The sequence below is a fragment of the Arthrobacter sp. PsM3 genome (genome assembly GCF_030433895.1).
Taxonomy (GTDB): Bacteria; Actinomycetota; Actinomycetes; order Actinomycetales; family Micrococcaceae; genus Arthrobacter.
The window spans coordinates 103,898-118,636 of the sequence record NZ_JARUXE010000007.1 but is presented as its reverse complement, the minus strand read 5'-3'; the positions used below and the strand labels follow the sequence as shown (position 1 = coordinate 118,636).

Genomic DNA, 14,739 nt, shown 5'->3' with positions numbered 1-14,739 from the left:
CCCCTGCCACACCCCTCTGAATCCCTGGAGCCCTCATGCCCAATCCCGCCCGTTCCCGGGTCCGCGCCACAGTTGTCCTGGCAGCCGGCGCCGGCCTCATCCTTGCCCTGTCAGCATGCGGTCCGTCCTCCGTCCCGGCCGGCCCCTCCCCGACAGGCAGCACCGGCAGTGCCATGCCTGACGCGCACATTCACGGTCTGAGCGTCAGCAGCGAAACCGGCCAGGTGCTCCTGGCCACCCACGATGGCCTGTTCGACGTGACGAAACAGCCCGCTGCCAAAATCGGCGCCACCAACGACCTGATGGGTTTCACCGGCGGCACCGACCACGGCGTCCTCTACGCTTCCGGCCACCCCGGAGAAGGCTCCGACCTGGCCAACCCGCTTGGGCTGATCAGATCCACCGACGCCGGTAAAACGTGGGAAAAGCTCTCCCGTCAGGGTGAATCCGACTTCCATGCGCTCACCGCGACCAAATCCGGGATCGTCGGCTTCGACGGCGCACTGCGCACCAGCCCGGACGGAAAAACGTGGACCACTGTGGCCGCCGATTTCGTCCCGGCCGTCCTCGCTGGGAACCCGACCAGCGACACTGTCCTGGCCACCACCCCGCAAGGGATCCGCCGCTCAACGGACGGCGGTAAGACCTGGACAACGGTGGACTCCGGACCCGTGGTCCAGTTCGCCGCCTTCGCCAGCCCCGCCGAAGCCGTCGGAGTCGAACCCGACGGGACAGTCCACACCTCCGCGGACGCCGGGGCGAGCTGGACCCGAAAAGGCAAAATCCAAGACACAGTCCAGGCTGTCGCGGCCGTGAAGGGCCCGGAGGCAAACCCATCGATCTGGGCTGCCACGGCCAGCGGGCTCGTCGTCTCCACCGACGGCGGAATGACGTTCCGTCCCGCCGACCCCTCCTGACCGCACGAGCACTGCAGCCGCCCGCAGGCTGACTTTGCAGCGTTTGAGCGGGATCATCCTGCCGAAGCCGGCCTCGCTCATTGGGTATGTTTACAAATAATTCACATCCTTGGACGAGTAGGAACGCTGTGCACGATCAAACACCCCCGAAAGTGGCATGGGTAACTCTTGTAGCCATAGGCGTACTGGCTGTCCTGATGGGGTCAGCCTTCGTGTTACTCAGGCCTGCCGTCGTACTTTTGCCAGAAGACCAGCGCTACACCGGGATGACGCCGGAGGAGTTGCGGAGCCTTCACCCTGCGCTGTTCGATTGGATGGGAATGGTATTCAGGTCCTGGGGTGCCTTTGCCATCGGACTCGGAATTGCCATCGCCAGTCTGGCGGGCTTCTCGTACCGCAGCGGAGACATCTGGGCGGAGCGGACACTCTTCATCACGGGAATTTCCACCTTCGGGATATTTCTTTCCGTGAACCTCCTGCTGGGATCTGATTTTGGATTATTTATCGGTATCCTCCTCCTGACTTATATGGCGGCACTAGCGCACGGTCGCTGGTCAAGACCGCGAAGGGGGAAATTGGGCCGGAAGCCCGGGACCAGGCTCGGGCGGTAATACCTGGCTTCCTGTCATCACCGTTCTGAAGATTCCGGCCAGGCAGATCCATCGCAAGGAGTCAGACACCCCATGGCCAGAATATTCATACACACCACCGAAGAAGTTACGGCATGAACTGGTGGGACGCCGCGATTGCCCTTATCGGTGGCGTAGTCCTGATCTATGCCCTACTGCTGGTCCTTCTGGCCCTCTACGCTCGTAAACACCCGGAAACCGTGGGCATGAAGGAAGCCCTGCGGCTGCTGTCGGACTTGCTGACCCTGCTGCGCAGGCTGGCCGTGGACCGGAGCCTGCCCCGCGGGGTCCGTGTCCGCCTGATCCTGCTGCTGGTCTACCTCGCCTCGCCCATTGACTTGGTACCCGATTTCCTTCCCGTTATCGGGTACGCCGACGATGTCATCATCGTTGCGCTGGTCCTGCGCTCGGTCATCCGAAAAGCCGGTAATCGTCCTTGGAGCGGCACTGGCCCGGACCCCCACCGGCCTCGCCCTGGTCCAGCGCCTGGCCGGAGGCGGGGCTGCCAGGGTCAGGGAACGCGCCATTGCACCTTGCCGGTTGCTGTACCCGGGCCGGACGGATGGCGGCTGCAACGGCTTGTACCTGCTATCCGTCCCGGCCCGGCTAGCGGGGATGGCCCCACTGCCTCGTCTCCGTCACTATGGGTCCACCTCAGCGTGGCTTCCGGGTCGGCGCAGGCCGATGGCCCGCTCCACCGGGGCGGACCATCGGATTTAGTGTTGCTCCGGGGCACTGCGCCAGGTCAGCGACCCGGGGGCGGCTTAGTGCTCTTCGAGGACGCCGCAGACGGCCGGGTCGGTCGCTTCTGCCGGGAGGTTCGGGTTCAGCTCGCTCGCGCCTTCGGGGTTGCTGAAGTTGTACTTGCCGTTTCCGTCGTAGTCCTGTCCGTGAATGACCAGCACGCCCTTACCGTCGCGGATGGCGTCTGCGATCTGCTTGGCGGTGCCGGTACCTCCGGCACCGGGGTACCCGGTTCCTGCAACATCGGTGAAGTTGATGTTGTTGCGGCTGTAGTTGTATTTGCCGTCCTTTGACACCGGGAAGCGCGTGACGTCCAGGAAGCTGGCGGGGGTGGTTTCGCCGGTGGTATTCAGGGACACGACGACCGGCCCGTAGGCGGGCACGCCCTCGAGGGTGGTCAGCCGCCCGTCTTTGTTGGTATCCAGCTTGAGCGTGGGGCACTCGTTTTCGGCCTGCTTGCCGTAGTGGATGTGCTGGGCGTGCGGCGCGTCAGGAGTCAGGCCCTTGGCGTGCACCTCGATGTGCTTGATCTTTTGACCGCTAACGACTGCGGTGGCGGTGCCGGACGCCCCGGAGCCGTTGAGTTGCCGCAGCTTGGCGGTCAGGGTGACTGTTTTCTCTTCTGAGTTGGAGTCATGGGCCTGCGCAGGCCCCACTGCCAGTGTGGTTGCGGCGATCAATGCGACGGCTGAGGCCCCGAGGGCCACTACGGATTTGCGATTCACAATTCGCTCCTTGGTCAACGGCCGGTGAGAAGATCCCGCTGGTCGATTGTGATTCGGAGCACACGGCGCCACGGATTGGTGTGTCCCACCGCGGCACCCTTCAGCCACTCCCCCGCTGCAAAAAATCCCATGCATGTGCTCTTCGGAGATATCTGGCATTTTTTTCGCAGCACTATTTGGCATCCCTCTCCCGTCCCCGTTCGCGTTCGCGTACGACGATGGCCTGAGCTGATTCAGGATGACGGCGCCGATCCGGGTGCGTTGGGAATGCAATCGCTGGCCGGACCCGAAACGTTGTGGTACCCAGGGATGCAGTCGACGATCCGGTCTGTATGCGGCTGCGCGGCAAGCAGCAGCGCCACAGTTGTGATCGTAAGGATGACCAGGATCAGGGCCACAAGGACGACCACCCCGGCTCTGGAAAACGCTGCCCAAGCCATCGAGATTCCTGCCTTCCGAAACGACGAGCATCCGGCCTAACCGTCGTTATCGCCATCATCGCGCACTGCCTGCACGTACGCCACGACCCACATGCCCAAGATGCAATGACTTCTCGATAACGAAGGATTTCGAGAACGCTCCCAATTGAGAGCTGAAGACGTGCTAGCCGTTCAGGAGAAGCTTCTCGATGTCAGTTCTCGAATTCGTACAGCGGTTCTGGGTCCGGGAATCGGATTTTGAGAACCGCAGGTGCGAATCTCAGTGTGTTGCCGGCGCTTCAGTGCACTGCCACCGCCCCACGAACCCTTCGACCCGGAAACCGGTGTGGTTTAGAGCCCCAAGTCGTGCAACTTCCGTTGTCCAAGAACAGGCCTCACGGTAAATTACCTACAAAGAGCCTGCCTGTCAGGTGAGACGGTGGGCATAGCGGCAACGGGGCAGCAACCATGAATGACCCAAGGCAAACAGCGCGAAATCTCATCGAACAATACGCCATCACCCTGCACAGCCTATGGATCAGATACTGGATTCACGGCGGCACCGCCACGCTCTTCGATTTCGATACCTACCTCTACGAGGTAAAGGATCCATCCCCAGCTGACTTTCAAAGCCTTGCACTAGCCATGGAAGCCCTGGAGGACCCCGAAGGGCACGAGACGGAAAACTGAAAGCCTCGCCTCATAGGGTGTTCCACTTCCTTGGAACCGGAACTGTTAACGCCAGCCGAAAATAGGGCCACCGACCATTATGGAAGGTGAGCAATTTGGATGATTGGGCGGAGATACGCCACCTGTTTTCGACGGGCAAGCACTCGAAGCGTGAGATCGGCAGGATCGTGGGGGTTTCCCGCGGAACGGTGGAGCGTGCGCTGGAGTCGGATCGGGCGCCGAAGTACCAGCGGGCACCGGGAGTATCGAGTTTTGATGCGTTTGCGCCCAGGGTGCGGGAGCTGTTGGTGAAGACGCCGACGATGCCAGCCGCAACGCTCGCGGAGCGGGTGGGCTGGTCCGGTTCCGCATCGCTGTTCCGGGCGAAGGTCGCCGCGATCCGGCCGGAATACGCGCCGCCGGACCCGGCCGACCGTCTGGTCCACGAGCCGGGATTCCAGGTCCAGTGCGACCTGTGGTTCCCGCATGATCCGCTGCCCGTCGGTGAGGGCCAGACTGACACGCCACCTGTGCTGGTGATGACCTCGGCGTTCTCGGGATTCATCCAGGCACGGATGCTGCCGTCGCGGACGACGCCCGACCTTCTGGGCGGAATGTGGACTCTGCTGCAGGACGCGCAGGCCGTCCCGTCCCGGCTGCTGTGGGACAACGAATCCGGCATCGGCCGGCGACGTCCCACGGAGCCGGTGGCCGCGTTCGCCGGATCCTTGGGACTGGAGGTCAAGCTGCTCCCGCCCAGGGATCCGGAGTCCAAGGGCATGGTCGAGCGGATGAACAGGTTCTTCCGGCAACGCTTTATGCCGGGCCGGGACTTCCGCTCGCCAGGGGATTTCAACGGCCAGCTGGAGGACTGGCTGCCCACGGCCAACCACCGTTACTCGCGGTCCCGCCACGGCCGCCCCGACGAGCTGATCGTCCTGGACCGGGAAAGGATGCGTGAACTGCCGCCGGTGACCCCGGACACGGTCTTCCGCAACGCGGGGCGGCTCCCGCGGGACTACTACGTGCGGGTGTTCTCCAACGACTATTCCGTGGACCCCTCGTTCATTGGACGGATCGTGGATGTCACCGCTGATCTGGACACCGTCCGGGTCACCCATGACGGCGTCATCATCGCCACCCACGTCCGGGCCTGGGCGCGGCATCTGGTGGTGACCGATCCGGCCCATGTCGCCCGGGCCGCAGAGATGCGCAGGGACTTCCGGACCCAGCGGGTGCGCCGCCCCGAACCCGAGGAAGCCGTGCAAATCCGGGATCTCGCCGCCTACGACGAGATCTTCGGCATCGACCTCGGCCAGGACCCGGCCAGGGCTGCTGGAGACGGCGTCATGACCGGGACACCCTCACAGATCGAGTACTACGCCCGTGCCCTGCGCGCACCCCGGATCAGCGACGGGTTCCGCCGCCTCGGGGACCAGGCCAGGGACGCCGGCGGGTCCCACGAGGAATACCTGGCAGCCGTTCTCTCCCGTGAAGTCTCCGAACGCGAAGCTTCCGGAGCGGCGACCCGGATCAAGGCCGCAAGGTTTCCCGCGCACAAGGACCTGGAGGAGTTCAACTTCGACCACCAACCCTCCGCGGACCGGAACCTTATCGCCCACCTAGGCACCAGCGTGTTCCTCTCCGAGGCCAAGAACGTGGTCAGCGATGCCGGAATCCGTGACGAGTTTCAGTGGCTGCTCTCGGTCGAAGACGCGGACCCCGCCGATACGGGACATCCACGGCGCCGCCCTCGCGGGTCTGCGCACGGCATGACTGAACAGGGATGGGGGAAGCTACCCCAGCTACTTTCAGGCTCCTGAATGTCACAGTCACCGCGCTGACCGAGCTCCCCGCGGCCCTGACATCAGCATGACATGCACCGAGCCCCCCATGCGGACCGGAACGGGGGCGACCGTAGTGTCGTGAACGTGCATCTTCACCCGAGTCCGCGGAGCGCGGACTCGCAGCCACCCACGACATCCCCTTCATCGCCGGCCAGTGCTGCCGGTCAGGCAGAGCCCCAGGAAGCCCGGACAAAAACCTCGCCGTGCGCTGGCACGAGGTGCCCGGTCCCGTGGTGCTGACGCTCAGCCTCCGTCGTAGCCATAGAAGCCGACATCCCGGCGTAAGGGGGTTCGTCCCGACTCGGCTGTACGCTTCACTCTTTCGCGGATTCGCTGGCTATGTCTGTTGGCAGACCGGATGACCAGCATTGCTCGTAGTCCGGGTGCTCCCGATAGGAGCCTGCGAGGATGGTGAGCATGGCCCGGCGGGCAATGGCAACTGTCCCTTCGGCTTCGCTGGGGTCGCTAATCCCTTCGGCGTCGGCAGCTTCCTTCCAGCTGGCGACGATGGCTCTCTTCTGGGCACACTCTGCCAGCATTCGCTTGCCCAGGGAGGAGTTGTCTTCGCTTCCGTTTTCATGATCGTCGAAGATCCGCAAGACGAAAGAGCCCTCGCGGATGGCTGATTCCCGCTCGGCGATGCGTGCTTCCAGAAAACCGACAATATCCATGGGCCCATCATTCCATCTGCCGTTCATTCCCCATGGGTTCCTGCTCCTGTGCAGGGGTGGGTTGGGCTCGACGTCCACCGGTACCTCTCATTGCGATTTGCGCAGGTCAGCAGCGGTGTCTCCTGAGGGCACAGACTCTTGCCCTGAGAATGTCAATCTAATTTGAGCCCACTTCGCCCTGGGATCGCAGCCTTATCGGAGACCACCCGGGGTCGCTGTGGAAGACCCCCGGGCACGGATAACTGGCGCGGTCGTTCCCATCAAGGTGTTTCACTTCCTTGGTTTCTGGGATAGCCATTCGACTGGCACCCTGGCTGCGCGGCTGTGGCTGAACGCGTGCAAACGGATACGGGCGATGGGCACGAACGCTCCTGCTGATATGTCCTAAGGAGCCATTCTCAAAAAGTCGAAGTCGCGATGTCAGGATTACCGGCTCAGCGGCAACTTAACGTTCACCAGAGAATGCCGCTCCTGCTGGAATTTACCGGACCCTCGGTCCGTCCGCACACCGCGGCTACTCATCGTCGCAAGCAGGTGGGGAGGACGGAAATGGTGGTATCAACTGATTCCTTGAAGATGGGCAAGCCTCCAGGGGGCTACTCCTACTTCGGAATCGCAGAGGGGCAGCCGAGGATCGAGTTCCACGACGACCCTGGCCAAGTCATTGTCAGATACAAAGTCGGGACCGGCTACGAGCAGACCAAGATGCTCTCCGTCTGCTATTCCCCGGCCGGTGCCGCTCTGGCATTTGTGGAATCCAAAGAGCCGCGACGCTTCGCGCTGGGAAGGCTCCAGGCCGACTACTTTGACGGGCACTGGGTTCCGGGGCCGGGCGAAGGGCAATGGGACACTATCGTGGGTCCCGTCCACTGGGACACTTCCACCCAGCATTCACTATTGTTCAAGCTCCCTGATGGCAGTGCGTTAGCAATCCGGTGTTCGCCCTCATACATTCAGGGAGCAGCCGGCCTCCTGGATGCTGCCAGCGAGGTTCCGTTGATCAGGGCATTGAGATGACTGTGCTCCGAGTCGCAGTCGCGACCATTTTTGTGTTGGCAGCGGTCGGAAAATTGAGCGCGCCCGTCCGGTTCACCGATTTTTTGGCGAAGTCCGGATTATCGGCAAGGGCGCTGACGGCGGGTCTCGTCGGGGTCGTGACCGTCGAGTTGGGCATTGCTGTTTGCTTGCTGCTTCCGGGGTTGGAGCGACCGGGGGCTATCGCTGCAACCATCGCGGGTGGGCTGTTTCTCCTTGTACAGCTCCGTTCGTGGAGTACTTCACGTTCAAGTTGTGCGTGCTTTGGGAAGATCGATGACCACCAATTGCCGCTTGTGGGAACCATTCGTGCAGCAGCTGTGGCCGCGAGTTCGCTGATCCTCGTGTTCTCCCCAGCAACGCAGTTCCCGTCTGCAATGGAAACCACCGTTGGTGTGCTCCTTGCGGTAACCGGGATTCAAATATTCGCCATGTCCAGCGGGGTGCTGCGACTGGGCGACTATCGCCGCAGATTGCGGACCGAGCTCAATTGGGTACCCGGAACACGCGGGGAATCTTCGGAGAGGACACAAGAAGCATGATTCTACTTCTGACAATCAGCGCCGTCGCGTCATGGATTCTGCTGATAATGATCGCAATTGCCGTGCTGGCGTTGTATCGGCATTTTGGGCAGCTCTACATGAACAAGCCAGAGAACAAGACAGGTCAGGGTCCCGAGGTGGGAAGCTCTGTACTGTCCTTTGGCCGAAAGAGCGTCGAGGGGAAGGACCTCTATTTACCCGACGCGCAGCCCACCGTGCTGGTTTTCGCCGATACAGATTGCGAGCTCTGCGCGCAGATCCGCGATGAACTTGCCCATTATGACTTGTCCACCTCCTTGGCGCGGGTGCTGGTCCTATGTTCCGGACGCCAGGCCGACGTTACGGCCTGGTCGCGGCCGCTTAGCGGACGCGTTGAGGTTGTGTGGGACCAACGGGCCAGTCTGGCGTCCCGGTATGAGGTCAACGGGACACCGTTCGCGATCGTAGTCGATGGCGAAGGCACCGTTGCAGGGAAATCCATCATAAATGGCAGGGCCGGAATCGACTGGGCGCTGAAGCTGGCCGAAGAGCCACAACTGGTCCTCGATGTGGCAGAGCTGGACAAGGGCCATTCCGTCGAGGAGGCGTCATGAGCAGTCCCATCATTAATTTCACCCGCGCAATTAACCGCAGGAAGATGCTGAGGGTCTCATTGGCCGGTGTCTTTGGGGCAGTGGCCGGAGTGAGCTTGGGCCAAACAGCAGCCATCGCGGCGTTCCCTTGCCAAGGCCTCCCTGATTGCCGCAGTACCAGCAGCGCCTTCTGCAGTGGCAGCAACTGCGCAAGCGGAACCTATCACTCCTGCAGTCCGTACAACCTGGGCTGTTCCTCGGCTGGAAACTATTGCTGGTATTCGGGCGGAGGGAAGTGCTGTGACTGCTATTGCTCCTGGTACGGCGGGGGCTCCGGTTCGATGGCTTGCATTTGCTACGGATAAGGAAACTACGATGACTGAAATAGCACTGAAGCAGAGCAGTGAAGGTACTCGCACCGGGCGTGTACTCTTGGGTGCTGCATTGGTTATGGGTTCACTGGTCCTCGTGGTAGTCGCGGGCTATGGCGTCCTGAAATTGGATTCCTGGACCCGGCTCCCGGCGATAGGTTTCGCGATCGTGGCATTTCTCATTGGGATCCAAGGTGCCAGAACCAACTGCGGTTGGAATGCTGCAATCAGGCTGGCCGGCCAGCCCGGACAGGCTACAGCCACGATCACCGTCCACTCGGTTGGAGTACTGGCCGGGGCGGCAACGACTGCATTGATTCTCACTGGGTTGGGTCAGATCATTCAGATTCCGCTCTGGGTCGTTGCTGCGTTGCTCCTGGTGGCCGCACCCTTCCGGATCCTGCGCCCGACGCTTGTCGCTCCAGGTGGTTGGAAAGTCAGACGCGAATGGGAACGCTGGGGGACAGTCCGGTACATGGGTGTCTTCGGGTACTTCCTTGGGCTTGGTTTCGTGACAACTCTGGCTTCCCCGCTGTTCGTGGTCTGTGCTCTGTGGGCCACATCCCAAGGAGATACAACACTGGCGCTCTTTACGCTCTTGGCATTCGGCACCGGACGCATCGTGACGACCGTGGCCACCTCGTTCGACGATTCATTTGCTTGCAGCACAAGCGCGGCGGACAAGGTCATTGAAGGAATTCGTCCCTTCGGACGGGTTGAGGGTCTTGCCGGGGTAGCTACTGGTGTGTTGTTGTTGATCCACATCATTTAGCAAATGCTCATCGGGGGAGGGCAATGAAAATGTGGTCGTTCCAAGCCAGGCTGGCTCTTTTAGCCATCGTGCTTTTGACCATCAATGGTTGTTCCTCCCCCACACCCGGCCCGTCAGAGCCGCCCGGGGATCCGCTCGCGGCGAGCCTTCCGACCGAACTTGGCTGCGAAGATGCGTGGGAAGGAAACCCCACCTATGATCCTGCGGCCCCTGGGGCGGAAGGCGTTTCATCGCTGGCGTGGCAGGGCAGCCCGCCCAGCTACTCGTGGCCCATCGACAATGAGACAAAAGGACAAGCATATAGGGCACCGGATGGTTCGATACGTGGTGCTTGGAAGGCGCCAATAACGGTCGATGCTGGCCTCGGGAAACGAACCATTGAAGTAGTCAGTCCCTCTAACGCGGAGTTGGTAGTTGCCGCGGCATCGGAATGGGAGTCCAACCAAGCCCTACGCGAGGGGCGGATTCAACTGCCACATTCCTACACCATCAATTCCTGCCCCGAGAACGTGACCCAGTTTCCCGGCATGCTCCTCGTCCAGGGGCCAGCCTGTGTTGTCATCAAAGTCACCGATCCTGCCACCGGGAAGTCTTCCACGGTCTCGGTTCCCATGTATGGGGGAAAGTGTCCATGATCTGCAGGCGCTTTGCTTTCAGAAAACTCGTCCGGGACCCCGGCCTGTAGAGGGAATCGGACGAGCGCATGGGGGACGCAAAGGTCGACACGGGTCATGACACGGATGAATACAACGAGTTCTTCGCGCGGCACTACCCGCGACTATTGTCGTTTATTCGTCGCAGGGTCAATGACAGCCACATCGCCGAAGACATCTGCTCCGAGTGTTTCCTCCTCGCTTGGAAAGCCCTGGACAGGGAATGTGCACACTCCCCAGGCTGGCTGTACGCGGCCGCCAAGAACCTCATCGGAACCGAGTACCGCCGCCAACTGCGTGAACACGGCTTAATGCTTAAGCTTGCGGACATTGAACATTTCTCAGCTCCTGACTCCGAAACAGCAGAGATCGCTATCGCACTCACATGTCTAGAATCAAACGAACGTGCCGCCTTGACGCTGACGTACTGGTGCGGAATGACAGCATCTGAAGCAGCAGAGCTTGCTGGCTCTAGTGAAAGGGCCATGTGGAAGCGGATCAGCAGGGCTCGATCAGAATTGCTAGGGATTCTTTCTGCTGACGATTCGCCCGTAATGGTGCGGTTGCCGAGGCACAATCCGTGAGTTCGACTGGCCGGGGTTCCGAGTGGCCCGCCGTGGTGTCCTACTTTCTTGGAACCGGGACGCTCTCTTCGCGCGCCTGCACCTCTGAGGAAAGCCGCTGGCAGCGGCCGCATTCAGTTACCCATTGCCCTGTTGAGAGTTGGCACTCGTTCCAGATAACGGGCTTTCGGGCATAATTTGGATGTAATAATTCGGAATTCAACTAACGCGGTCTACCCGGCGGCTTGTTGGGCTAGTGTGTGGGCGAGGCGGTAGGAGTCTGTTCCGGTTTCGATGATGGTGCCGTTGAAGGTCAGCCGGTCCACGATGGCCGCGCAGAGGCGTGGGTCGGTGAAGGTTTTGGTCCACCCACTGAAGGATTCGTTGGTGGCGATGGCAACGGACGCCTTTTCCTCACGTTCGGTGAGGACCTGAAAAAGGAGTTCAGCCCCTCGTTTGTCCAGTTCCATGTAGCCAAGCTCGTCGATGCAAAGAAGGTCTACGCGGCCGTAGCGGGCGATGGTTTTGGCCAGAGCCTTGTCGTTCTCGGCTTCGACGAGCTCGTTCACGAGCCGCGTGGCGAGGGTGTATTTAACCCGGAAGCCCTTCTCGGCCGCCGCGGTGCCGAGCCCAATGAGCAGGTGGGATTTGCCGGTTCCAGAGTCACCGATGAGGCATAGGGGTTGCCCCTTGCGGATCCAGTCTCCGCTGGCCAGGGTGTGGATTGTTGCCGGGTTGATGTTCGTGTTCGCTTCAAAATCAAAATCCCCAAGCCACTTATCCCGCGGGAATCCCGCTGACTTGACCCTTCGGATCGAGGAACGGCGGTCACGGTCATCACACTCCGCCAGAAGTAGCTCCGCGAGGAAGCCCTGATAGGAGAGCTGTTCCTTGCCAGCGACATGGAGTGCTTCGTCCAGGACCGCCCTGATCGTGGGCAACCGGAGCCTCCGGCAAGCCTGGTCCACCGCAGCGACGGCGGCTTGCTCGGTCAGTCCACGGCGTCGCCGCAGGGTCTGGGACACGACAACAGGCGTGGTTGGGCTCATGAGATCTGCTCCTTGGAATTGGTTGCCGGGCCGGATTCGGTGGCATGGGTGGCACGTTTGGCGAGTAGCTGGTCATAGCCAGCAACCGTCGGGACCGGGCGCGTGTCTGGTGGCAGACCAGCGATCACAGCTGCCGGGTCGGCAAGACGGCGCTGGGTGAGACTGACAATCCGGTGCTCGACGATTTCTTCGTTGGCGCCGGAATCGCAATCGTGCTGGACCCACCCAGGCGCGCTGCGTTCGGCGGCTACGCGCCTGGCCTCGACGGCGACGACGTCGGCGCTGACCGCGCCCACCGATAGGGCGGCGGCGATCCCGGCAATGACATCGGACGCGTCCAGGGCCCTGTGCAGGAGCAACACATCGATGAGTTCCAGGATCGCTTTGGTGTCACCGTCGGTTTTCCGGACGGCAGCCCAGAACGCGTCATGAGCCGGAGTGAAGACTCCTGATTCACGGGCCTGCGCCAATGCTGTGGAGCCCGGAAGCGCGCCAGGCTTTATCCGGAGTACTTCAAGGTAGTGGTCCAGCTGCACGCATTGTCGTCCCCTGCCCACGGTCCGTGGGTGGGTCGCGATCAGGGTCCGGCCGTCAAAGATCTTCACCTGCATCGCCTGCAGGGACACCCGGACTTTCCGATTGATAAACCGCGCCGGAACCGAGTACTTCATCGAACGGACCGTGACCAGCGACGATCGATCGACCCGAGGAGTCAGCACCAGGCCAGGGTCGAAGGGCTCTGCCGGCAGAGGCGAGAGCAAGGGGTGTTCGGCTGCGAAGTCCTGCCCGATCGTTCGCAGCCGTTGGAAGATCCTGCGGGCGTCTTCTTCCTCATCCCAGATACGGAGTTTGTCGTTGAGCTCAGCGAGTGTCTTTACTGCGGGCACCGGGGTCAGGAAATTCCTGCGAAACCTGCCCACTTCGCCTTCGATCCCGCCCTTTTCATGGGCGCCGGCGATTCCCGGTTCGCAGTAAAAGGCATCGAAGCCAAAGTGCGATTTGAACAGGGCCCAACGCTCGTTCTCCACCCGCTGCCGCCCGGCACCATAGACAACCTTAGTCACGGCTGAAGTGAGGTTGTCGTAGCGGATGTGTTTGGTCGGGACACCATCCAAGACCTGGAACGCTTCGATATGGCCCTCCAGGAAGGCCTCCTGCGCGCAGGTCGGGTATATGCGATGGACGGACTTTCCAGAGTGACTAAGCCGGAAAGCGAACATGTAGCAACGGGTACGCACGCCGTCCAGGTCCACCCATACGTCACCGAAGTCGACCTCGGCCTCCGCGCCCGGGGCGTGCTCCTGGGGGATGAAAGCTTCAACCGGTGCGTTCCCGGTCTCTATGGCGAGCTCGGCCCTTCGGGCTTTCACGTATTGCCGGACCGATGAGTACGAAATGACCGCCTGGTGCTCATCAACCAGACGGTCGAAAACCCGTTGCGCGGTATGGCGTTGTTTCCGCGGAGCGTCCAAATCGGCTAGCAACATCGCATCAATGACGGCCTTCAAAGGATCAAGCCTCGGTGCCCGACGAGAGGAACGCTTCCTTTCGGGCGGTTCCGCGGCCGCTAAAGCCTGCCGAACCGTCCTTCTCGAGACCCTGTACTCACGGGCCAAGGCACGGATAGACGTCCCACGAACCCGTGCATCGCGGCGGATCCTCGCGAACAGCTCCACTCTCAACTCCATCACTGCCTTCCACTGTCGGAAAAACACTCTGATGGAACCAACGGTGGGGTGGGCTCAACTGAAACTGCGATTCATCAACCGGCGAGCCGTGAAGTGGGCCCCAAATAAACTGCAAACCCGGTCCCAAAACAAACTGCCATAATCACTTGCCCGTTGGCCCCGACGGAGAACCTGGGCGCTGGGTGGTGTGGTTGTGTAACGGGTCCGGCTTGGTCTGTCAGGAGTACTTCGGGAACACCCCCACCCCGGATGGGTCACCCCCCAACCCGTTACACAACCACACCCAGCAAAAGACCTTCGAGAACGCTTTGGTCGTGGGACGAAAGCCCGGCGCTTGAATAGTCCGCGTCAATGTCGCCTTGGGCTGTTATGGCTTTTCTGCAATCGACTGCCGCCTGGCGATTGCGTGAGCACCAGGCATCTCAAATACGATCGTTTTCGAGACAAACGGAAACCGGGTTGGGCCCATCATGCGATACTTGACTACCCGCCTCGTGGAGATGCAGACCCACAACGGCGCCATCGCCCAGCGGGCCTGGACTAATGCGGACGGGCCACGCAGGGGGACATGTACGCCTACTCCCAGGCCGCTGTCCGCTTCGCCGAAGGACTCTCGGCCGGTGTGCCCCTCATCCGTCAAGGTGACTCGATTACCACGGTGAGCGTTTCACCCGCCTTCCGGTCGAAGGCTAAACGAACGTCACCACGATCATCGGCGAGACCTTCGACGAGGGGTCCTGGTGAGCTCGGCACGGGGCCGCGTCGACCGCGGCTGAGCCGAAGGCGGCAGTTCGCCTGCACCGACCATTCTGACTCCGTGGTGGCCCTCTCCCCCGCCGCCCAGCGATGAGGTCAATCGCTGCGACCGCAACC

At 61.5% G+C, this 14,739-nt stretch carries 13 protein-coding genes and 1 pseudogene; 9 read left to right on the top strand and 5 right to left on the bottom strand.

Going from position 1 to position 14,739, the window contains the following annotated elements; genetic code table 11:
* Window positions 1-35: 35 nt before the first annotated feature.
* Entirely contained in the window at window positions 36-917 is an 882-nt protein-coding gene (locus QCD75_RS05325) for a F510_1955 family glycosylhydrolase (protein WP_301226418.1), read from the top strand.
* A 724-nt stretch (window positions 918-1,641) separates the two neighbouring features.
* A pseudogene (locus tag QCD75_RS22180) lies at window positions 1,642-1,893 on the top strand (hypothetical protein); the annotation flags it as partial.
* 417 nt (window positions 1,894-2,310) lie between these two features.
* Here the strand turns inward: QCD75_RS22180 and QCD75_RS05315 are convergent.
* Together QCD75_RS05315 and QCD75_RS05310 are read right to left on the bottom strand one after the other, a co-directional pair.
* Window positions 2,311-3,015 (bottom strand): hypothetical protein, encoded by a 705-nt coding sequence (locus QCD75_RS05315; protein WP_301226500.1) that lies wholly within the window; start codon window positions 3,013-3,015, stop codon window positions 2,311-2,313.
* A 233-nt stretch (window positions 3,016-3,248) separates the two neighbouring features.
* On the bottom strand, window positions 3,249-3,455 hold the full coding sequence (locus tag QCD75_RS05310) for a hypothetical protein (RefSeq protein WP_301226416.1): 207 nt from the start codon (window positions 3,453-3,455) through the stop codon (window positions 3,249-3,251).
* 447 nt (window positions 3,456-3,902) lie between these two features.
* Here QCD75_RS05310 and QCD75_RS05305 point away from each other — a divergent pair, with 447 nt between their 5' ends.
* Together QCD75_RS05305 and istA (QCD75_RS05300) are read left to right on the top strand one after the other, a co-directional pair.
* The gene (locus QCD75_RS05305) at window positions 3,903-4,124 is read left to right on the top strand and encodes a hypothetical protein (protein ID WP_301226414.1); all 222 of its coding nucleotides are present in this window, start codon (window positions 3,903-3,905) and stop codon (window positions 4,122-4,124) included.
* 95 nt (window positions 4,125-4,219) lie between these two features.
* Window positions 4,220-5,926: an IS21 family transposase gene (gene istA, locus QCD75_RS05300; RefSeq protein ID WP_301226412.1), complete on the top strand. Its 1,707-nt coding sequence runs from the start codon at window positions 4,220-4,222 to the stop codon at window positions 5,924-5,926.
* A gap of 338 nt (window positions 5,927-6,264) precedes the next feature.
* Here the strand turns inward: istA (QCD75_RS05300) and QCD75_RS05295 are convergent, their stop codons facing one another.
* Window positions 6,265-6,621 (bottom strand): DUF6221 family protein, encoded by a 357-nt coding sequence (locus QCD75_RS05295; RefSeq protein ID WP_301226410.1) that lies wholly within the window; start codon window positions 6,619-6,621, stop codon window positions 6,265-6,267.
* Window positions 6,622-7,170: 549 nt separating this feature from the next.
* On the opposite strand from QCD75_RS05295, the gene QCD75_RS05290 reads away from it, so the two are divergent.
* From QCD75_RS05290 to QCD75_RS05275, 5 genes are all read left to right on the top strand, one after another.
* Window positions 7,171-7,638 carry a hypothetical protein gene (locus tag QCD75_RS05290; RefSeq protein ID WP_301226408.1) on the top strand — a complete coding sequence of 156 codons (468 nt, stop codon included), beginning with the start codon at window positions 7,171-7,173 and terminating at the stop codon, window positions 7,636-7,638.
* Complete coding sequence (locus tag QCD75_RS22175) at window positions 7,635-8,198, top strand: MauE/DoxX family redox-associated membrane protein (protein WP_367400631.1); 564 nt, start codon at window positions 7,635-7,637, stop codon at window positions 8,196-8,198. Before QCD75_RS05290 ends, QCD75_RS22175 begins: the two co-directional genes overlap by 4 nt.
* Window positions 8,195-8,791 carry a thioredoxin family protein gene (locus tag QCD75_RS05285; protein ID WP_301226406.1) on the top strand — a complete coding sequence of 199 codons (597 nt, stop codon included), beginning with the start codon at window positions 8,195-8,197 and terminating at the stop codon, window positions 8,789-8,791. The genes QCD75_RS22175 and QCD75_RS05285 overlap by 4 nt, the downstream gene beginning before the upstream one ends.
* A gap of 354 nt (window positions 8,792-9,145) precedes the next feature.
* Window positions 9,146-9,913, top strand: coding sequence for a hypothetical protein (locus QCD75_RS05280; protein WP_301226404.1), 768 nt, complete (start codon window positions 9,146-9,148; stop codon window positions 9,911-9,913).
* Between the two features lie 703 nt (window positions 9,914-10,616).
* Window positions 10,617-11,150 carry an RNA polymerase sigma factor gene (locus QCD75_RS05275; protein WP_301226402.1) on the top strand — a complete coding sequence of 178 codons (534 nt, stop codon included), beginning with the start codon at window positions 10,617-10,619 and terminating at the stop codon, window positions 11,148-11,150.
* A gap of 212 nt (window positions 11,151-11,362) precedes the next feature.
* On the opposite strand, the gene istB is transcribed toward QCD75_RS05275, so the two are convergent.
* Window positions 11,363-12,178 (bottom strand): IS21-like element helper ATPase IstB, encoded by an 816-nt coding sequence (gene istB, locus QCD75_RS05270; RefSeq protein ID WP_301226400.1) that lies wholly within the window; start codon window positions 12,176-12,178, stop codon window positions 11,363-11,365.
* Window positions 12,175-13,866, bottom strand: a complete 1,692-nt coding sequence (istA, locus tag QCD75_RS05265; RefSeq protein WP_301226496.1) for an IS21 family transposase — start codon at window positions 13,864-13,866, stop codon at window positions 12,175-12,177. Before istA (QCD75_RS05265) ends, istB begins: the two co-directional genes overlap by 4 nt.
* Window positions 13,867-14,739: the final 873 nt, after the last annotated feature.